Annotated in this window: 15 protein-coding genes; 9 read left to right on the forward strand and 6 right to left on the reverse strand. The window is 71.8% G+C overall.

The window, feature by feature from the left end:
• Positions 1 to 4 precede the first annotated feature (4 nt).
• Positions 5 to 2,125 (reverse strand): MMPL family transporter, encoded by a 2,121-nt coding sequence (locus tag ACYVLT_RS30860; protein ID WP_461123678.1) that lies wholly within the window; start codon positions 2,123 to 2,125, stop codon positions 5 to 7.
• Positions 2,126 to 2,245: 120 nt separating this feature from the next.
• Between ACYVLT_RS30860 and ACYVLT_RS30865 the strand changes: the two genes are divergently transcribed.
• The 3 genes from ACYVLT_RS30865 to ACYVLT_RS30875 all read left to right on the forward strand — a co-directional run bounded on the left by ACYVLT_RS30865 (position 2,246) and on the right by ACYVLT_RS30875 (position 4,593).
• On the forward strand, positions 2,246 to 3,001 hold the full coding sequence (locus tag ACYVLT_RS30865; protein WP_461124157.1) for a TetR/AcrR family transcriptional regulator: 756 nt from the start codon (positions 2,246 to 2,248) through the stop codon (positions 2,999 to 3,001).
• 201 nt (positions 3,002 to 3,202) lie between these two features.
• A complete protein-coding gene (locus tag ACYVLT_RS30870; RefSeq protein ID WP_461123679.1) occupies positions 3,203 to 3,805 on the forward strand; it encodes a hypothetical protein in 603 nt (200 codons plus the stop codon).
• A gap of 143 nt (positions 3,806 to 3,948) precedes the next feature.
• On the forward strand, positions 3,949 to 4,593 hold the full coding sequence (locus ACYVLT_RS30875) for a hypothetical protein (RefSeq protein WP_461123680.1): 645 nt from the start codon (positions 3,949 to 3,951) through the stop codon (positions 4,591 to 4,593).
• Positions 4,594 to 4,599: 6 nt separating this feature from the next.
• Here ACYVLT_RS30875 and leuS read toward each other — a convergent pair whose 3' ends face one another.
• Both leuS and ACYVLT_RS30885 read right to left on the reverse strand, forming a co-directional pair.
• Positions 4,600 to 7,401, reverse strand: coding sequence for a leucine--tRNA ligase (gene leuS / locus ACYVLT_RS30880; protein WP_461123681.1), 2,802 nt, complete (start codon positions 7,399 to 7,401; stop codon positions 4,600 to 4,602).
• Positions 7,402 to 7,550: 149 nt separating this feature from the next.
• Complete coding sequence (locus tag ACYVLT_RS30885; RefSeq protein ID WP_461123682.1) at positions 7,551 to 8,663, reverse strand: esterase-like activity of phytase family protein; 1,113 nt, start codon at positions 8,661 to 8,663, stop codon at positions 7,551 to 7,553.
• A 101-nt stretch (positions 8,664 to 8,764) separates the two neighbouring features.
• On the opposite strand from ACYVLT_RS30885, the gene ACYVLT_RS30890 reads away from it, so the two are divergent.
• Positions 8,765 to 9,172, forward strand: coding sequence for an SdpI family protein (locus ACYVLT_RS30890; RefSeq protein WP_461123683.1), 408 nt, complete (start codon positions 8,765 to 8,767; stop codon positions 9,170 to 9,172).
• 13 nt (positions 9,173 to 9,185) lie between these two features.
• On the opposite strand, the gene ACYVLT_RS30895 is transcribed toward ACYVLT_RS30890, so the two are convergent.
• Entirely contained in the window at positions 9,186 to 9,767 is a 582-nt protein-coding gene (locus tag ACYVLT_RS30895; RefSeq protein WP_461123684.1) for a YqgE/AlgH family protein, read from the reverse strand.
• 261 nt (positions 9,768 to 10,028) lie between these two features.
• Here ACYVLT_RS30895 and ACYVLT_RS30900 point away from each other — a divergent pair, with 261 nt between their 5' ends.
• On the forward strand, positions 10,029 to 11,327 hold the full coding sequence (locus ACYVLT_RS30900) for an MFS transporter (protein WP_461123685.1): 1,299 nt from the start codon (positions 10,029 to 10,031) through the stop codon (positions 11,325 to 11,327).
• 58 nt (positions 11,328 to 11,385) lie between these two features.
• On the opposite strand, the gene ACYVLT_RS30905 is transcribed toward ACYVLT_RS30900, so the two are convergent.
• Together ACYVLT_RS30905 and ACYVLT_RS30910 are read right to left on the reverse strand one after the other, a co-directional pair.
• Complete coding sequence (locus ACYVLT_RS30905; protein WP_461123686.1) at positions 11,386 to 11,643, reverse strand: response regulator transcription factor; 258 nt, start codon at positions 11,641 to 11,643, stop codon at positions 11,386 to 11,388.
• A gap of 97 nt (positions 11,644 to 11,740) precedes the next feature.
• Positions 11,741 to 13,198: a CCA tRNA nucleotidyltransferase gene (locus tag ACYVLT_RS30910; protein ID WP_461123687.1), complete on the reverse strand. Its 1,458-nt coding sequence runs from the start codon at positions 13,196 to 13,198 to the stop codon at positions 11,741 to 11,743.
• 129 nt (positions 13,199 to 13,327) lie between these two features.
• Between ACYVLT_RS30910 and ACYVLT_RS30915 the strand changes: the two genes are divergently transcribed.
• Genes ACYVLT_RS30915 through ACYVLT_RS30930 form a run of 4 tightly spaced genes read left to right on the forward strand, consistent with a single transcriptional unit; the run spans position 13,328 to position 19,302 of the window.
• Positions 13,328 to 13,846, forward strand: coding sequence for an NUDIX hydrolase (locus tag ACYVLT_RS30915; protein ID WP_366195909.1), 519 nt, complete (start codon positions 13,328 to 13,330; stop codon positions 13,844 to 13,846).
• Complete coding sequence (locus ACYVLT_RS30920; protein ID WP_461123688.1) at positions 13,843 to 16,107, forward strand: DUF6049 family protein; 2,265 nt, start codon at positions 13,843 to 13,845, stop codon at positions 16,105 to 16,107. The genes ACYVLT_RS30915 and ACYVLT_RS30920 overlap by 4 nt, the downstream gene beginning before the upstream one ends.
• Positions 16,104 to 17,735: a murein biosynthesis integral membrane protein MurJ gene (gene murJ / locus ACYVLT_RS30925; protein WP_461123689.1), complete on the forward strand. Its 1,632-nt coding sequence runs from the start codon at positions 16,104 to 16,106 to the stop codon at positions 17,733 to 17,735. Before ACYVLT_RS30920 ends, murJ begins: the two co-directional genes overlap by 4 nt.
• Positions 17,736 to 17,772: 37 nt before the next feature.
• Positions 17,773 to 19,302 (forward strand): protein kinase family protein, encoded by a 1,530-nt coding sequence (locus ACYVLT_RS30930; RefSeq protein WP_461123690.1) that lies wholly within the window; start codon positions 17,773 to 17,775, stop codon positions 19,300 to 19,302.
• The last annotated feature ends 2 nt before the right edge of the window (positions 19,303 to 19,304 follow it).

Below are 19,304 nucleotides of genomic sequence, written 5' to 3' on the forward strand. Positions count from 1 at the left end.
CGTCCTAGACCGGCTGCGTCACCTTGGCCCGGTCCGCGGCGGCGGTGTCGTCCTCCGGCGCCTCGTCGTGGATCGCCATCCGCTCCTGGATCCGCCGCAGCGGCCCCGGAGCCCACCACACGGCGTCGCCGAGCAGCTTCATCACCGCGGGCACGAGCAGCATCCGCACCACCGTGGCGTCCAGGGCAAGAGCCAGGATCATGCCGACGCCGACGAACCGCATCATCGTGATCTGCGAGAACGCGAACGCGCCGGTCACCACGATCAGCAGCAGCGCCGCCGCGGTGATCACGCGCCCGGTCTTGGCCAGGCCCGCCGTCACCGCTTCCTCGGTGGACGCGCCGCGGCCACGCGCCTCGACCATCCGGGACAGCAGGAACACCTCGTAGTCGGTGGACAGCCCGAAGACCATGGCCGCCATCAGCACCACGATCCCGGACTCCAGCGGCGCGGGCGTGACGCCGAGCAGCGACGCGCCGTGCCCGTCCTGGAACACCCACACCAGCACGCCGAACGTGGCCGACAGGCTCAGCGCGCTCATCACCACGGCCTTGATCGGCAGCAGCACGGACCCGAACGCCAGGAACATCAGCACGAACGTCGCGCCGACCAGCAGCACGACCATCAGCGGCAGCTTCTCGCCGATGGCGTCGAGGCTGTCGGTCACCATCGCCGTGCTGCCGCCGACGAGCACCTCGTCACCGGGGCCGGCCAACGCGCGCACGTCCCGCAGCGCCTGCTTGGACTCGTCGCTCAACGCGTCCTGGTCCAGTCCGGCGTTGACCAGCCACACGCCGTCGGCGGGCTCCGCCGCGACCTGCGCCTCGCCGACACCGGGCACCGCGCCGACCTCGCCGACGAACCGCTGCACGTCGGCGGGCGACGGGTCGCCGGTGATCACGATCTTGAAGCCGGCGTTGGACAGCGCGGCGAAGTCGTTGTTCACCGTCTCGGCGGCGACGCGGGCCGGGTTGCCCTCGGGCAGCACCTTCTCGGTGACCTCGCCGAACTTCACGCCCAGGAACGGCGAGCCGAGCGCGAGCAGCACCAGCACGATCGGCAGCGCGAACAGCACCGGCCGCTTCATCACGCGGCCGGCCAGCCTGCGCCAGCCGCCCTCCGACGCCGCCTTCTTCTTGCGCCACGGCATGGCGAGCTTGTCCACGCGGTGGCCGAGGACGGCCAGCAGCGCGGGCAGCAGGGTCAGCGACACGATCGCCGCGATCGCCACCGCGGACATGCCGCCGTAGCTCAGGGACTTCAGGAAGCCCTGGGGGAACAGCAACAACCCGGCGAGCGCGATCACCAGCAGCGTCGCGGAGAACAGCACGGTGCGGCCCGCCGACATGACGGTCCGGCGCACGGCGTCCGGCGTGGCACGGCCCTCGGCCAGCTCTTCGCGGAACCGGCCGACCATGAACAGCCCGTAGTCGATCGCCATGCCGAGGCCGAGCAGGCTGGCCACGTTGACCGCGAACGAGTTCACCTCGGCGACCAGCGAGACGGCGTGCAGCACGCCGAGCGATCCCGCGATCGCCAGGCCGCCGACCACCACCGGCAGCGACGCGGCGACCAGGCCGCCGAAGATGATGATGAGCAGGACGAGCACGATCGGCAGCGAGACGGCCTCGGCCTTGGTCAGGTCGGAGGCGGACATGTCGTTGATCGCCTTCTGGGTCGGCACCAGGCCGCCGACCTGCGTCTCGAGCCCGTCGACCTGGAGCCGGTCGGCGATCTGCTCGTACTGCTTGAGCTGGGTGTTGTTGTCACCCGAGCGCAGCGTGATCACGACGAGCGACTTGCCGCTCTCCGGCGACGGCACCGGCGGCAGCACCCTCAGCACGGCGTCGGTCGGGAGATCGGCGAGCTCCGCGGAGATCCGCTGGAGCTGGGCCGGATCGGTGGTGTCGTAGACCGCCAGGACGTCTCCGCCCTGGCGGCCGAACGCGTCCTGCGCGACCTGGTTGGCCCGCGCGGCCTCGCTCGTCGGCGCTTCGTAGCCGCCCTGGCTGAGCCGGTCGAACACGCCCAGTCCCCAGATGCCGCCGACCACCGCCAGTGCCACCGTCGCGATCAACACCACCCACCTGCGGCGGTACGCCAACGACCCCCACTTCGCGAACACGCGTCCTCCAAGGCAGATGGGTTACCGTTGCGTGAATGGCGTCAACTCCGTAAACACCGTTCACTACTTGTCGCGAAACTATACCCCGGTGAACACCGTTTACAACCTGATTGGGTGAATATGACCGAGGCCACGCGCCGGGAACGGCTCCGTGCCGAGACCGAGCGTGATATCCGGCGGCAGGCGCGTGCCCTACTCGTGGAGCACGGCCGCGACGCCGTCACTCTGCGTGCCATCGCACGTGAGGTCGGTATCACGGCTCCGGCCCTCTACCGGTACTACGACTCGCGCGAGGACCTGCTCCGCAGGCTCGCCGACGACATCTGCACCGACCTGGCCGCCGAACTCGACGCCGACCTGACCGGCATCGCCGAGGACGACGTCAGCGCGCAGGTCTACGCGGTGTGCCGCGGCTTCCGCCGCTGGGCGCTCGCGCACCCGCAGGAGTTCACGCTGGTGTTCGCCTCCACCGAGGACACGCTCGGCTCGTGCGCCCCGACCGACGACCGCGGCCAGGTGGGCGACCAGTTCGGCCGGGTGTTCCTCGAAGTCGCGGGCCGGTTGATCGCGAGCCACCCGCTGCCCGACGACCTCGGCGACCAGGACGTGCCGGCGGAGCTGCACGCCGACCTGACCGCGTTCCAGCAGGTCCTGCTGGCCACCGTGACCGACCGCGGCGTCGTGGTGGACGAGCACGTGCTGCCGCTCGGCGCGGTCTACCACATCACGCAGTCGTGGGTCCGCATCTACGGTCACGTGGCCCTGGAGGTCTTCGGCCGCTTCCCGTTCGCGGTGTCGAACCCGGAGCCCATGTTCGACTCGATGCTGGCGCAGATCCTGGGCGAGATGGGGTTCCGCCACCTGTCGCGTCCGTGACGGCGGCCGCCCGGGCGGGCGAACCCTGCGCAACGGTGAAGTGCGACTTCCGGGCATACCTGATGGGCCGTTCGAGCGCTTTTCGCGTTCGCGCCGCAACCACCGGCGCTCGGGCGGGTTGCATGGGTGGGCCGCACGGCGAGAACGTCTCGGGGCGGGGGGATGGTGGCACGGAAGAGTTCCGACAAGGGATCCGGCGGCGTGGCGTTGGTGGCCGCCGTGCTCGTGGTCCTCGCGGGCGCGGGTGGGGCCGGTGGCGCGGCGCTGAACTCGGGCGCGAGCGGCGGTGGCGGCGCGGCCCCGGTGGAGAGCATCGGCGTGCGCAAGTGGGATGCGAAGCGCGCGGCACGCGGTGGTGACGCCGAAGGCGCGATGGGCCACCTGGGTGTCGGGATCAGCAGGCAGGCGCTCAAGCAGGAGCTCGACTGCCTGGGCAACTCGTTCGGCCAGGTGCGGGACTTCCTCGCCCGGACGCCGTGCACCTCGCTCGACCGCATGCTCCTGGCCGTCGGCGACCAGGCGGGCAACGCCGCGCTGGTCTCCGTGGTGTGGGTGACCTTCCCGGGGCGCAACCAGGCCCGGCAGTTCGACCGGGTGATCGACGTCGCGGGCTCCGGCGACGTGCGACCGCTGGGCGGTGCGGTCGTCGGCCTGCCGGACGTCCAGTTCACCGCCGCGCACTACTGGTCGGAGACCAGGGACACCACGATCACCATCGCCGAGTCCGAACCGGCAACCGGGCACGTCGAGCCGGACCTGCTCGACGCGATGACCGAAGTGGCCGCCCAACTGCCCCGGCCCTAATCCGGGCCCCATCGCGCGACGAGCAGCACTATTGCGGAAGATCGCTGGACCTTTCGAGCGGTACTGGCCGATATCCGCGACACCGCCCGCCACCGCACGCTTGCATGGTCGATCCCCATCAGCCGGGACGACCAGGAGGCGGCATGGCACGTAGGATCGGTGGCGCTGGTGGCGGTTCCGCCAAAGGAGCAGGCAAAGGCGGCGCGGCGGCCGTGGTGGCCCTGGCGGGCGCGGCCGGTGTCGCCGGTGAAGCGGCGTTGTCCACGAGCACGGCGACCAGCGGGTCGACACCCGGGCTCAACGCGCGCAAGGCGGACAGCAAGAAGAACGCGCGCGACGGTGACGCCGACGGCGCGTTGAACCGACTGGGCACGCGCATCCGCCAGAAGGTGGTCAAGCAGGACCTGGAGTGCCTGTCGAACTCGTTCGGCCAGGTCCGCGAGTTCTTCCTGCACACACCGTGCACGGCGCTCGACCGTTGGATCTTCGCGACCGACGACGGTGCGGGCAACGCCGCCGTCGTGTCGGTGGTGTGGGTGTCCTTCGGCGACCGCGCCCGGACCAAGCGGTTCGAACGGCTCATCGACGTCTACGGCACCGGCGACGTGAGACCGCTCGGCAGCTCCCTGCTGGGCATGGCGGACATCCGCTTCACCGCCCGCCACTACTGGTCGGAGACCAGGGGGAACACGATCACCATCGCCGAGTCCGAACCGGCAACCGGGCACGTCGAGCCGGACCTGCTCGACGCGATGACCGAAGTGGCCGCCCAGTTGCCCCGTCCGTGAACCTCGCTACAGCACCACGTTGACCAGCCGGCCGGGCACCACGATCACCTTGCGCGGCGTGCCGCCGTTCAGCAGCTCGGCCACCTTCTCGTCGGCCAGCGCCGCCGCCTCGACCTGGTCCGCCGACGCCGACGCGGGCACGACCACCCGCGCCTTCACCTTGCCGTTGACCTGGATCGGGTACTCCACGGTGTCCTCGACCAGGTACTTCTCCTCCGCCGCCGGGAACGGGCCGTGCGCCAGCGACTCGGTGTGGCCCAGCTTCGACCACAGCTCCTCGGCGACGTGCGGGCTCAGCGGCGCCAGCATCAGCACCATCGGCTCGGCCAGCGCGCGGGGCGCACCGCCCGGGAAGTGCTTGGTGACGTGGTTGTTCAGCTCGATCAGCTTCGCGCCCGCCGTGTTGTAGCGCAGGTTCGCGAAGTCGTCGTGCACGCCCGCGATCGTCTTGTGCAGCAGCCGCAGGGCGTCCTCGCCCGGGTCGACGTCGACCACCCGCGGCTCGCCCGTGGTCTCGTCGACCAGGTTGCGCCACAACCGCTGCAGGAACCGCTGCGCGCCGACGACGTCCTTGGTCGCCCACGGCCGCGAGACGTCCATCGGGCCCATCGACATCTCGTACAGCCGGAACGTGTCCGCGCCGTACTTCTCGCACATCTCGTCCGGCGTGACGACGTTCTTCAGGCTCTTGCCCATCTTGCCGTACTCGCGGCGCACCTCCTCGCCCTCGAAGAAGTACTTGCCGTCGCGCTCCTCCACCTGCTCGGCGGGCACGGGGGCACCGCGCGAGTCGCGGTACGCGTACGCCTCGATGTAGCCCTGGTTGAACAGCCGCCGGTACGGCTCGTCGCCGGACACGTGACCCAGGTCGAACAGCACCTTCTGCCAGAACCGCGCGTACAGCAGGTGCAGCACCGCGTGCTCCACGCCGCCGATGTACAGGTCCACACCGCCGGGGTCGGACGTGCCGTGCTCGGCCGGGCGCGGGCCCAGCCAGTACCGCTCGTTCTCCGCGTCGACGAACCGGTCCTGCTCGGTCGGGTCCACGTACCGCAGCTGGTACCAGCACGAGCCCGCCCAGTTGGGCATGGTGTTGGTCTCGCGCCGGTACTGCTTCGGCCCGTCGCCCAGGTCCAGCTCGACGGTGACCCAGTCGTCGGCGCGCGACAGCGGCGGCGACGGCTCGGAGTCCGCGTCCTCCGGGTCGAACGTGCGCGGCGAGTAGTCGTCCACATCGGGCAGCTCGATCGGCAGCATCGACTCCGGCACCGCGATCGGCGTGCCCTCGGAGTCGTAGACGATCGGGAACGGCTCGCCCCAGTACCGCTGCCGGGAGAACAGCCAGTCGCGCAGCTTGAACTGCACGGTGCCCTCGCCCCGCCGCTGCTCCTCCAGCCAGGCGATGATCTTCTTCTTGGCCTCGTCGACGTCCAGGCCGTCCAGGCTGACGCTGCTCTCGTGGCTGGAGTTCACCGCCGGGCCGGTGCCGGTGTACGCCTCGCCGTCGAAGTCCGCGGGCGGCCGCACGGTCCGGATGATCGGCAGGTCGAACGTCTTGGCGAAGTCCCAGTCGCGCTGGTCCTGGCCCGGCACCGCCATGATCGCGCCGGTGCCGTACCCCATCAGCACGTAGTCGGCCACGTACACCGGGATCCGCGCGCCGTTGACCGGGTTCGTGGCGTGCGCGCCGGTGAAGACGCCGGTCTTGTCCTTGTTCTCCTGCCGGTCCAGTTCGGACTTGCGGGACACCTCGGCGCGGTAGGCCGCGATCGTGTCGGCCTGCTCGGTCGACGCGATCACGTCCACCAGCGGGTGCTCGGGCGCCAGCACCATGTACGTCGCGCCGAACAGCGTGTCCGGCCGGGTGGTGAACACCTCGATGTCGACGCCGTCGTGCCCGGCCACGGCGAACTTGACCCGGGCGCCGTGCGAGCGCCCGATCCAGTTGCGCTGCATCGCCTTGATCTTGTCCGGCCAGTCCAGCCGGTCCAGGTCGTCGATCAGCCGGTCGGAGTACGCGGTGATCCGCATCATCCACTGGCGCAGCGAGCGCCGGAACACCGGGAAGTTGCCGCGCTCGCTGCGGCCGTCCGCGGTGACCTCCTCGTTGGCCAGCACGGTGCCCAGCCCGGGGCACCAGTTCACCGGCGCCTCGGACAGGTACACCAGGCGGTGCTGCCCCAGCAGCTTCTCCCGCTCGGGCCGGGTCAGCTCCGCCCACGGCCGGTCCGGCGTGGCCCGCTCACCCGAGGCGAACTGCGCCTCCAGCTCGGCGATGGGCCTGGCCCGGCCCGCCGCCGGGTCGTACCAGGAGTTGAAGATCTGCAGGAAGATCCACTGGGTCCACTTGTAGTAGTCCGGGTCGATGGTCGAGATCCGGCGGCGCTCGTCGTGGCCCAGGCCCAGCCTGCGGATCTGCCGCAGGTAGGTCTGGATGTTGTCCTCGGTGGTCTTGCGCGGGTGCTGCCCGGTCTGCACGGCGTACTGCTCGGCGGGCAGGCCGAACGCGTCGAAGCCCATCGTGTGCAGCACGTTGCGGCCGTTCATCCGGTGGTACCGGGCGAACACGTCGGTGCCGATGAAGCCCAGCGGGTGGCCGACGTGCAGGCCGGCGCCCGACGGGTACGGGAACATGTCCTGCACGAACAGCTTGTCGGCGGGCACGTCGCCCTTGAGCGGCCCGACGGGGTTGGGCGCGTGGAAGGTGCCCTGCTCCTCCCAGTGCCGCTGCCAGCGCCGCTCGATCTCGCCGGCCAGCTCGGCGGTGTAGCGGTAGGCGGGCGTCGCGTCCGCCGCGTCGGTGCTCATCGGGATGTCCCTCTCCATCGGTACCTGCCCCTGACATGACGAAACCCCCCAGCCCGGAAGGGCATGAGGGGTTGCCGCGCGGACCTGGCTGTCGAGGTCTGCGCGGCTAGCTAAGGAGCAGGCGGGCCTTGCTCATGTCGTCAACGGTATCAGCGCAGCGCAAGCGCGATGAACCGGGTGAACTCCTCGGCCGCGAAGTTGTCGTCGCTGACCAGCAGCAAGGTGCGTTCCCCGGAGGGCAGGCGCGGGCCCCAGGTCAGGCCCTCGACGTTGTCGATCACGGGCAGCGGGAAGTCGTGCAGGTCGGCCAGCTGCCTCTTGCGGACCGGGCGCACGTCGTCGGCGAGCACGTCCTGGTCGCGCACGTCCGTCGCGCCCGCGATGTCGACCTGGAAGAGGCGCACCTTGTAGTCCGCGCCGGGCACCCAGCTGCGTTCGAGCGCGTAGTAGCGGCCGGGCACCTTCGGGTCGGCGAGGATCGCGGGCACGCCGGTGTCCGGACCCCACGGGCCGGGCTCGGGCTCGGCGAACAGCGGTTCCAGCGGGTAGGCGTGCTGGCGCACGACCACGCCGTCGCGGGTCTGCACGGTGAGGCGGGTGAGCGCGCCCCGGTCGGCGGTCGGCACGTCGCCGTCCTGAAGGAGCGGCCCCTCGACCACGCTGGTGAGCAGCACGCCGTCGGGGGAGAACGCGATCGCCTCCAGGGCGAGGTTGCGGCGCGGGCCGCGGTCGGCCGTGTAGGCGTAGTTCGAGGGCAGCGGCAGGCTGCTCACGTAGCCGCCGTCGCGGTCGGCCCGCTGGATGGAGGGCTGGACCACGACCGGCCCGGCGGTCCTGGGCCGCTCGCCCTCCTGGCTCCACCAGAAGTCGCCGGTCACCGGGTCGACCCGGATGTCCTCGGGGTCGACGGTGCGGCCGTCGTCCAGCGCCGGTGGCGAGTAGGTGCCGCCGTCGGCGTGGCGCAGGGCGCGCGTGCCGGTGATCCGGACGTCGTGCACGCCGGTCTCGTCGACGGTCAGGTCGGCGGTGTAGAAGCGGGCCGGGGTGGTGTACGAGCGGTCGTCGCTGATCAGGACGTACCCGCCGGTGGTCGGGTCGCGGTCGACGCCGGACAGGCCGCCGACCGTGGTGCCCTCGAACTGCACGGCGTTCGGCAGGGTGGTCTGGCCGAGGAAGCGGACGCCGGGCACCGCGGCGGCGGGCGCGGCCGGGACGAGCGCGGCGACGACGCCCAACGCGGCCAGGAGTGATCGGATTCTCATGACCTTGAGCTTCTCGACCGGCAACGAGCCCCGTAAGGACACCTTCGGGTGAAGCCGGGGTGGTTCGACCAAGATCGAAAGACGGGCCTACCCTCGTCAGGGTGAACATCGTGCTGCCTGTGGTGCTGGGTCTGATCGGGGTCGCGTTCGCGACGGTCGGCTTCCTCGGCGTGCGGGGCCGCCTGCACCGCAACCGCTTCTTCGGCGTGCGCACCAAGGCCACGCTGCGCGACGACGAGACGTTCGCGCTGGCCAACAAGATCGCCGGCGTGCCCAACGTGACGGCGGGCGCGATCGCCCTCGTCGCGGCCGTCGCGGCGGCGGTGAACCCGGCGTTGACGCTGGTCATCGGCCTGGTCGGGCTGGTCGGCAGCGTGGTCGTCGCGAGCGCCGGCGGCGTGCTCGGCCACCGGGCCGCCGACGCCCTGCCCGAGCCGGAACCCGCCGGCTGCGGCGGGTGCGCGTGCTCCGGCGCGGGCGGCGGATGCGGCGTGCTGACCCGGGCCTGAGGCCGGTTCGGGGCTAGTTCCGGCGGATGTCGGTGGGGAAGGTGGCCAGCAGCGCCGTCGGCATCCCCTGCCGGCGCAGCACCCGTCCCCACAGGTCGACGTTCGGCGGCGTCATGACGTCGTCGGGCAGGCCCTTCACCACGATCCAGTCGCCGCGGCCGACCTCGTTGCCCAGCTGGCCCTCGCCCCAGCCCGAGTAGCCCGCGAACACGCGCATCCCGCGCACCTTCGCCACCAGCGCGTCCGGGTCCGCGTCCAGGTCGACCAGGGCCACCGGGCCGTGCACGCCGACCACCCCTTCGAGCGACGCGAGGTCCTCGCCGGTGCGCAGCGCGGCCAGGCACAGCGCCGTCTTCTGCTCCACCGGCCCACCGATGTAGACCGCCTGCGGTCGGCTCACGTGCGGGCCCCAGGCGGGCAGCACGTCGTGGACGGCGACCTCGCTCGGCCGGTTCAGCACGACGCCGAGGCTGCCTTCGTCGCGGTGGTCGATGACGTACACCACCGTCCGGCGGAAGTTGGGGTCGGTCAGGCTCGGTGCCGCGACCAGCAGGGAACCCGGTTCGACGTCGGCATCAGGGCGCACACCACGCATGATCCCAGACAACGCGCGTGTCCCAGGCGACAGCGGCACGTCCGCCGCGCCGGAACATCCGGGTTACCGTGTTCGTTGCAAGGAACGTCAGGCGCCATCGAGTCCCCCGGGCCCACTGAAACGCCTACGCGGAATACCGTCCGGCTGGAGCCGCGTAGTGCCACCCGCCGAGAGGCGACCGGGCGCCTGGCACCAGGGAGGCCGGACCCCACGCGGGTCCGGCCTTCGTGGTTGACGCGCCAGGAGGCATAGGCTCACCCCGTGACCACGGCCGGCTCCACCGCGGCGAAGCACCACCTCGGTGTCCGGAAACTCCTCGCGGTGGCGGACTTCCGCAGGTTGCTGGCATCCAGGCTGGCGGCCCAGTGGGGCGACGGCCTGTTCCAGGCCGGTCTGGCCGGCGCGGTCCTGTTCAACCCCGAGCGCCACACCGACCCGCTCGCCGTCGCGGCCGGGTTCGCCGTGCTGCTGCTCCCGTACTCGGTGATCGGACCGTTCGCGGGCGCCCTGCTGGACCGGTGGGACCGCCGCCGGGTGCTGGTGGTGGCGAACCTCACGCGCGCCGTGTTCATCCTGCTCACCGCGACGGCCGTCGGGCTCGGGCTCGGCGGCGTGCCGCTGTACGCCTCGGCGCTGTTCGTCACCGGTGTCAGCCGGTTCGTCGGCTCCGGCCTGTCCGCGTCCCTGCCGCACGTGGTCGACGACGACCACCTGGTGGAGGCGAACGCGTTCGTCACCACGCTCGGCGCGCTGACCGCCGTGCTCGGCGCGGGGTGCGCGGTGGGGCTGCGGTCGGTGCTGGGCTCCGGTGACGGCGGTTCGGCGTGGACCACGACGTTCGCCGTCGCGGGGTCGCTGGGCGCCGCGTTCCTGGCCTCCCGCTTCGCGCGTGGTGCCCTGGGACCCGACGAGGTGGACGAGCCCAACCGGACGCTCACGGCGGTCGCCATGGGCCTGCTGGACGGCGCGCGGGCCGCGTGGCGCGCGCCCGGCGTGGCCGCCGCCCTGCTGGCGCTGCTCGCGCACCGGGCCGCGTTCGGGGCGTCGTTGCTGCTGACGTTGCTGCTGATGCGCAACTCGTTCACCGACTACGGGCCGTTCAAGGCGGGTATGGCGGGGCTCGGCGAGGTCGCGGTCGCCGGCGGCGCGGGCATCCTGCTCGCGGGCCTGGTGACCGACCGGGTCGTGGACCTGCTCGGCCGGCGCGGCACGGTCTGCGCCGCGCTGCTGCTGGCCGCGGCCACCCAGCTCGGCCTGGGCCTGCCCATGCTGCTGCCCACCATCCTGGCCGCGTCGTTCGTGCTCACGTTCGCGGGCCAGGTGGTGAAGCTGTGCGTGGACGCGGCCGTGCAGGGCGACATCGGCGACGAGGTCCGCGGCCGGGTGTTCGCCCTGTACGACACGCTGTTCAACGTCACGCAGGTGGCAGCCGTCACCGCCGCGGCGGCCGTCGTCCCGCTGGACGGACGGGCGCCGGGTCTCGTGCTGGCCGCGACGGCCGCCTACCTGCTCGGTCTGCTCGGTTACCTGCTGCTCATCAAGCGCTCGAAAACCTCCTGACCACCCCGCAAGGTCGCGTCGAGGCGACCGAGCCGCCGTCTGCGGAGCAGCGGCCATGTCACCGCGGCAGGGGCAGGCGGATGATCCCCGTCTCGTGCGCGTAGACCACGGCGGCCATTCGGTCGCGCAGGTTCAGCGCACGCAGGATCTCCGACACCACCGCCCCCACCTGGTGCTGGCTCAACGCCAGCACCCGCGCTATCTCGTGGTCCGCGAGCCCCCTGGCCAGGCAGCGGAGCACGGCCCGCTGCCGGTCCGACAGCACGTCCAACCCCTGTGCCCGGGCGCCCCCCTCGGACAATCCCCAAGCGTTCATACGACACCACCCCCAGTGCGCGTTCGACGCACACAGTCATGGTCCCGCAACCGCGTGTCACTGGCCAAGCCCACAGCACCAGATTGGTCACTTGGTGTCAGTCACGCGGTGGCTCGACGCCCTCCGCGCGGGCCCATTCGAGCAGCTCGGCGACCGCCTCGTCGTGCTCGAGCGGACCCCGGTCCAGGCGCAGCTCCTTGAGGAACTGCCACGCCCGGCCGACCACCGGCCCGGGCGGCACGCCCAGCAGCCGCATGATCTCGTTGCCGTCGAGGTCCGGCCGGACCCGCTTGAGGTCCTCCTCGGCGGCGATCCGCTCGATGCGGCGCTCGAGGTCGTCGTACGTGCGCTGGAGGGCGTTGGCCTTGCGCCGGTTGCGGGTGGTGCAGTCGGCGCGGACCAGCTTGTGCAGGCGGGGCAGCAGGTCGCCCGCGTCGGTGACGTAGCGGCGCACCGCCGAGTCGGTCCACTCGCCGCTGCCGTAACCGTGGAAGCGCAGGTGGAGGTACACGAGCTGGGCGACGTCCTCGACGATCTCCTTGGCGTACTTGAGGGCGCGCAAACGCTTGCGGACCATCTTCGCCCCGACCACCTCGTGGTGGTGGAACGACACCCCGCCGCCCTCCTCGAACCGCCGGGTGTCCGGCTTGCCGATGTCGTGCAGCAGCGCCGCCAGCCGCAGCACGAGGTCCGGTTCCGGGGTCTCCTCCAGGTCGATGGCCTGGTCGAGCACGACCAGCGAGTGGTGGAACACGTCTTTGTGCTGGTGGTGCTCGTCGATCTCCAGCTTCATCGCGGGCAGCTCGGGCAGCACCACGTCGGCGAGCCTGGCCTCGACCATCAGCTCGACCCCGGCTCGCGGGTGCGCGCCGGTGAGCAGCTTGGACAGCTCCGCCTGCACCCGTTCGGCGGTGATGCGGCTCAGCTCGCCGGACATGGCCGCCATGGCCTCGCGCACGCGGGGCGCGACGGTGAAGCCGAGCTGGGACGTGAACCGGGCCGCGCGCAGCATCCGCAGCGGGTCGTCGGAGAACGACTCCTGCGGGGTCGCCGGGGTGTCCAGGACCCCGGTCCGCAGCGCCTCGCGCCCGCCGGTCGGGTCGACGAGCCGCCGGTCGACCACGTCGTAGGCCATCGCGTTGACGGTGAAGTCGCGCCGGACCAGGTCGCCCTCGATGCTGTCGCCGAAGGTCACCTCGGGGTTGCGCGTCACGCCGTCGTAGCTGTCCGCGCGGAACGTGGTGACCTCGACGGTCTGCCCGTACTTGGTCGCCCCGACGGTGCCGAAGGCGATGCCGGTGTCCCAGATCGCGTCCGCCCAGCCCTTGAGCAGCGCCATGACCTGCGGCGGCCGCGCGTCGGTGGTGAAGTCGAGGTCGCCGGACAGCCGGCCGAGCATGGCGTCCCGCACGCTGCCGCCGACGAGGTACAGCCGATGACCGGCCGCGGTGAAGCGGGCGGCCAGCTCGTCGGCGACGGGGAGTGCGCTCAGCAGTTCCACCACGGCATCGTCCTGCCCGAGAGAAGTGGCGGCGGAGGCGATCGGTACGGACACGAGGAGCCAGCCTACTGGTCGGCGCGGTGCGACCCGAACGAGTTGTCCACAGGGGCCGGTCGCTGTTGATCACTTCCGGCAACCCCGCTGTCACGTCCCGTAATCGCTGGTCGCCACTACCATCAGGGCATGCCCCAGTCGTCCGGTCGCTCCGGCGGTCCCAAGCCGAGGCGCCGGAACCGGCGTCGCGGTCGGCGGCTGAAGACCGTCGACGAGACGTCGGCGGGCGGACTGGTGCTGGACTTCGAGCAGCACGTCGCCGCGATCATCGGGCGGCTCGACCGCCGCGGCCGGCTGCTGTGGTCGTTGCCCAAGGGTCACATCGAGGCCGGTGAGACCGCGGAACAGACCGCGGTGCGCGAGGTCGCCGAGGAGACGGGTATTCATAGCAGGGTCCTGCGCCCGCTCGGCTCGATCGACTACTGGTTCGTCGCCGAGGACCGGCGGGTGCACAAGACCGTCCACCACTTCCTGCTGGAAGCGGTGGGGGGCGAGCTTTCCGACGAAGACGTGGAGGTCACCGAGGTGGCGTGGGTGCCCCTTGGCGAACTGGACGACCGGCTCGCCTACGCGGACGAGCGGCGACTGGTGCGCCGAGCCGCCGAACTGCTCTCCGAGTACCAGACGGACGGAGCGGAGTCGGCGTGAAACGGCTGCTGTCCGCACTAGCGGCGGCGGGGGTCCTGGTCGTGACGTCCGCGTCCGCGGCCCCCGCGGCACCCGTCGACAGCGGGCGACTGCCCGTCCGACCGGCGCCCGCGACCCAGGTCTGGGCGACCAGGGCGCTGTCCAGCCAGCCCGGCCAGCAGTCGCAGGTGTGGCTGCGCCTGGACGTCGAGGAGATGACACCGCGGGTGATCACCTCCGACGGGCCCGACTCGATCACCATCTCCGGCAAGGTCGTCAACGTCGGCGACCGGGCGCTGGAGGACATCGAGCTGCGCCTGGAACGCGGACAGCCGCTGACCAGCGAGGACGAGGTCCGCAAGGCGTTGCGGGAGCCGACCGACGCGGAGTTCGTGCAACCGAACTTCACCCCGGTCACCGACCGCCTGGAGCAGAACGAGTCGAAGCCGTTCCGGCTCACCGTCCCCCTGCGCGGCACCGACCCCACCTCGCTGCGGATCACCGAACCGGGGATCTACCCGATCCTGGCCAACATCAACGGCGTGCCCGCGTACGGCGGGCGGGCCCGGCTGGCCGCGTTGAGCACCCTGCTGCCGGTGCTCGCGATGCCCGGCGGGCAGGCGCCGACCCCGCCCGCGAACCCCGCCAAGCTCACCCTGCTGTGGCCACTGGCCGACCGGCCGCGCATCGTCACCGCGAACCCGACCGTGCTGACCGACGACGAGCTGGCGGGCTCGGTGTCCATGGGCGGTCGGCTGTACGGGCTGCTCATGGCCTACGAATCGGCGTTGGCGAGCCCGCTGGCCGGTGGCGTGTGCCTGGCCGTCGACCCCGACCTGCTGCGCACGGTCGCCGCGATGGCCCAGGGCTACGAGGTGCGCGGCCAGGGCGCGGGCAAGGGCCGCAGCGGGGCCGAGCTGTGGCTGGACCGGTTGCGCCTGCTGGTCGCCGGTCGGTGCGTGATCGCGCTGCCGGACGCGGACGCCGACCTGGTGGCGCTGTCCCGCGCCGAGCTGAGCGGCCTCGGCGACCTCGCGCTCGACGGCGCCGAGGTGATCCGCGACATCCTCCGCGTGCAGCCGACCCAGGGCCTGACCTGGCCCGAGGACGGCGTGCTCGACCAGCAGACGCTGGCGGCGCTGACCGGGCAGGGCGTCACTTCCCTCGTGCTCGACCAGTCGGCCGTGGCGGGCACCCCCGGCACGGGACCGGTCCGGTTCGACGTGGCCGACGGCAAGCCGGTCACGGCCGTGCGCATCGACGGCATGGTGTCCGACGCGCTTCAGGGCACGGCGGCGACGCGGCCGGTCGCGGGCGTCACCACGCCGAGCGAGACCCGCCCGGTGTCGGTGCAGAACGCGCTGGCCGCGCTGACGTTCCGGGCCGGGTTCCAGAACACCGGCCAGCACGTGGTCATCGCGCCGCCGCGCCGGTGGAACGCGCCGACCGGCGAGGTCGACATGCTGCTGCGCACGACGAAGTCCCTGGTCGCCGGGGGGTTCGCGGCCCCGGTCGCGCTGGAGTCGCTGGTGGCGGCCCCGCCGGAGCAGACGGCCGCGCTGAGCTACCCGGTCGAGGCGGGCGCGCGCGAGGTGCCGCCCGCGGTCACCGCGTCGGTGGCGGACTCGTGGCGGCGGTTGCAGCAGCTGTCGGAGTCGATGAGCCAGCCGGACGCGGAGTCCGCCGAGCCGCGCGACCTGATCGACCCCCTGCGGATGACCCTGCTGCGCGCGGTGTCCGGCGCGTGGCGCGGCAACGAGGACGGGGCGCGCGCCGCGCTCGCGGTCGGCCGTGAGCAGATCGACGGGTTGCAGGGCCAGGTCACGGTGACCGAGCCGAACAGCCCGATCCTGCTCGGCTCCGGCGACAGCCCGATCCCGCTGTCGATCAAGAACCGGCTCGACGTGCGGATCACGGTGCGGATCGTGATCGAGGACACGCCGGGCATCGTGGCCAAGGAGCTGGCCGACGTCGAGCTGCCCGCGCGCGGCGACCGCCTGGTGCGGGTGCCGGTCGAGGTGCAGCGGTCCGGGCGGTTCCCGGTGCACATCCGCCTGGTCACCACCAGCGGCGTGGAGCTGGGCGAACGGGCCCGGTTGGAGGTGTCGTCCTCGGCGTACGGGACGATCACCGTGGTCATCACCGGCCTGGCCGCGGCCGCGCTGGTGCTGCTGTCGGCCCGCCGCATCTACCGTCGGGTGCGGGCCACGCGGGCCGCCACGGCACAGGTGCCGGACGACGCGAGCGGGGTCACGCCGCCGGAGAGGTCGAGCACGAGTTGAGCGGAACAACCACGGTGACGCAGGAGCAGCCCCCAGGCCCGTCGCTGGCGCGCGCCAGCGGCTCGATGGCCGTCGCCACGATCGTCAGCCGCGCCTCCGGGCTGCTGTCCAAGCTGCTGCTGATCGCGATCGTCGGCGTCGACGTGCTCAACGACTCTTACCAGGTCGCCACGACGTTGCCGACGATGATCAACGAGCTGCTGCTCGGCGGCGTGCTGACCAGCGTGGCGATCCCGCTGCTGGTGCGCGCCGAGAAGGAGGACGGCGACCGCGGCGAGTCCTACGCCCAGTGGATGATCACCATGTCGGCGGTGATCCTCGGCATCGGCACGATCATCGCGATCGCGTGCGCGCCGCTGCTGACGGCGTTGTTCATCGACTCGTCCGACGCCAAGCCCGAGCTGGTCACCGCGTTCGCGTACCTGGTGCTGCCGGGCATCGTGTTCTACGGGCTGTCCGCGCTGATCGGCGCGATCCTCAACACCCGGCACGTGTTCGGCCTGCCCACCTGGGCGCCCGTGCTGAACAACGTCGTGGTGATCGCCACCCTGGTCGTGTACTGGCTGATGCCGGGGGAGATCTCGCTCGACCCGGTGCGGATGGGCCAGCCGAAGCTGCTGGTCCTCGGCCTCGGCACGATGCTGGGCGTGGCGTTGCAGGCCTCGGTGCTGGTGCCCGCGCTGCGGCGGACCGGGTTCCGGTTCCGCTGGCGGTGGGGCTGGGACCGGCGGCTGTCGGAGTTCGGCGGCCTGGCGTTCTGGGTGCTGCTGTACGTGGCGCTCGGCTTCGTCAGCATGGTCGTGCTGACCAAGGTCGCCACGCACGACCGCGGCGCGATCACCGTCTACAACATGCAGTGGCTGATCGCGCAGGTGCCGTACGGGGTGCTCGGCGTGTCGCTGCTGACCGCGCTGATGCCGAAGATGAGCCGCGCGGCGGCCGCGCACGACACCGGCGCGCTGGTCGGCGACCTGGCGTTCGGCAACCGGATGTCGTCGATCCTGCTGATGCCGTTCAGCGCGTTGATGACGGTCTCCGGCGTCTCGATCGGCCTGGCGCTGTTCTCGTTCGGCAAGTCCGACGTCGGTGGCGGCGAGGAGATCGGCACGGCGCTGGCGCTGTCGGCGTTCGGCCTGGTGCCGTACGCGATCACGTTGTTGCAGCTGAGGGTGTTCTACGCGTTGAAGGACGCGCGGACGCCGACGATCATCCAGGGGATCATCGTGGCGGTGCGGATCGCGCTGCTGTACGGGTTCCTGGCGATCGCGCCGCCGGACAAGCTGGCGGTCGGCGTGTCGGTCGCGATGTCGCTGAGCTTCGTGGTCGGCGCCCTGGTGGGTCAGCTGTGGCTGCGGATCAGGCTCGGCCGGCTGCGCACCGGTTACACGGCGTGGACGATCTGCCTCACCGTCGTGGCGTCCGCGATCGCCTTCGCGGCGGCGACCGGCCTGGCGTGGCTCGCCGTCCGCGTGCTGGGAATCGAGTCCCGCGTGGCGGGTGCCTGGGTCGAGGTGGTGATCCAGGCGATCGTCGGGCTACCGCTGAGCTTCCTGCTGCTCGCCCTGTTCCGGGTACCGGAAGTGAAGCCCGCGATCGGCAAGATCAGTCGTTTGGTGGGTCGCCGATGACCCCTCTGACCCGACCCGGTCACGTACCCTCGGCCCCGTGAGCAGCGGTCCGATCCAGAACACCTCGCTGGTGCCCGGCGGGGTGATCGGCGACGGCCGGTACCGGCTGCTGGCGCGGTCCGGGGTCGACCGGCGGTGCGACGCGCACCTGTGGCGGGCCAGGGACGGGCAGCTCAACCGGGACGTGGCGCTGACCGTGCTGGTGGGCAACCCGGCCGACCACGCCGCCGCGGCGCGGGCCAAGCGGACCGCCGAACGCGCGATGCACGCCTCCAGCTTCACCCACCCGGGCGTGTCCCGGGTGATCGACGTGTTGACACCCGGGGCCGGGATCCGGCCCGACGAGGGCATCCTCGGCGTGATCGTGGCCGAGTGGACCCAGGGCACCGACCTGCTCGACCTGATCGCCGAGGGCCCGCTGCCGGCGGGTGCGGCGACTCGGTTGCTGGAGCCGCTCGGCGCGGCGATCGAGGGCGCGCACCACGCCGGTCTCGTGCTCGGCGCGGACCACCCGCAGCGCATCCGGGTGACGTCGGACGGCAGGCTGCGGCTGGCGTTCCCCGGTCCGCGGCCCGACGCGATCGCCCGTGACGACGTCAAGGGCCTCGGCGCGATCCTGTACCTGCTGCTCACCGGGAAGTGGGCGCTGCCCAACGGTCCGGACGGCGTGCCCGCCGCGCCCACGGGTCCGGACGGCGCGGTGCTCGCGCCGAGCACGCTGCACCCCTACGTGCCGCACGAGCTGTCGTCGGTCGCGGTGCGCAGCCTGGAGGACACCAGCGTCGGCGGCATCCGGACCAGTGCCGCGATCCTCCAGGTGCTGGACCAGATCTCCCGGTCCGAGGCGCAGACCGCGCTGATCCAGCCGGTCCAGGACGACGCGGCGGACGACGGCGCGGTGTGGACCACGCAGCGCCCGGTCCGCGACAAGGACCGCAAGCACAAGCTGATGATCAGCGTGACCGTGCTCGCGGTGGCCACGCTGGCCGTGGTCGTCTGGCTCGGCGTGCAGATCGTGAGCTTCTTCAGCGACGAGCCGTCGCGCGGCGGCGGGCCGACGGTGGTGATCGGCCAGTCCACCGCGCCGGGGCAGAGCGGCCAACCCGCGCCGCCCGCGCCCCAGCCCGCCGGTCCCGTGCAGCCCGCGTCCGTCGGCGTGTACGACGTGACCAACCAGCCCGACAACGCCAACCGGGCCAGCCGCGCGGCCGACAACAACCCGACCACGGTGTGGCAGACGGAGAACTACTTCCAGCCGTTCCCGGCGCTCAAGCCGGGCATCGGGCTGATGGCGGGGTTCGCGGAGCCGGTGAAGCTGTCGTCGGTGACGATCACCTCGCCCAGCGAGGGCACGGTGGTGGAGATCCGCGTCGCGGGTGCCGCCGGCGCGCCGCTGGAGGAGACGAAGGTCATCGCGAACGCGACCCTGTCGGCCGGGCAGACCCAGATCCAGCTGGGCGACCACGAGCCGACCCAGCACCTGCTGGTGTGGATCACCAAGCTCACCGGCAGCGGCAAGAACAACCGCTCCGAGATCGCCGAACTGGTCTACACCCGCGCGCAGTAGCC

Source organism: Saccharothrix stipae, assembly GCF_054781895.1.

Bases quoted from the DNA above. Each gene is read 5' to 3' on its own strand.
- ACYVLT_RS30875 (WP_461123680.1), top strand. From the start codon at position 3,949: ATGGCACGTAGGATCGGTGGCGCTGGTGGCGGTTCCGCCAAAGGAGCA.
- ACYVLT_RS30865 (WP_461124157.1), top strand. From the start codon at position 2,246: ATGACCGAGGCCACGCGCCGGGAACGGCTCCGTGCCGAGACCGAGCGT.
- leuS (WP_461123681.1), bottom strand. From the start codon at position 7,401: ATGAGCACCGACGCGGCGGACGCGACGCCCGCCTACCGCTACACCGCC.
- ACYVLT_RS30885 (WP_461123682.1), bottom strand. From the start codon at position 8,663: ATGAGAATCCGATCACTCCTGGCCGCGTTGGGCGTCGTCGCCGCGCTC.
- ACYVLT_RS30905 (WP_461123686.1), bottom strand. From the start codon at position 11,643: ATGAACGCTTGGGGATTGTCCGAGGGGGGCGCCCGGGCACAGGGGTTG.
- ACYVLT_RS30895 (WP_461123684.1), bottom strand. From the start codon at position 9,767: ATGCGTGGTGTGCGCCCTGATGCCGACGTCGAACCGGGTTCCCTGCTG.
- ACYVLT_RS30915 (WP_366195909.1), top strand. From the start codon at position 13,328: ATGCCCCAGTCGTCCGGTCGCTCCGGCGGTCCCAAGCCGAGGCGCCGG.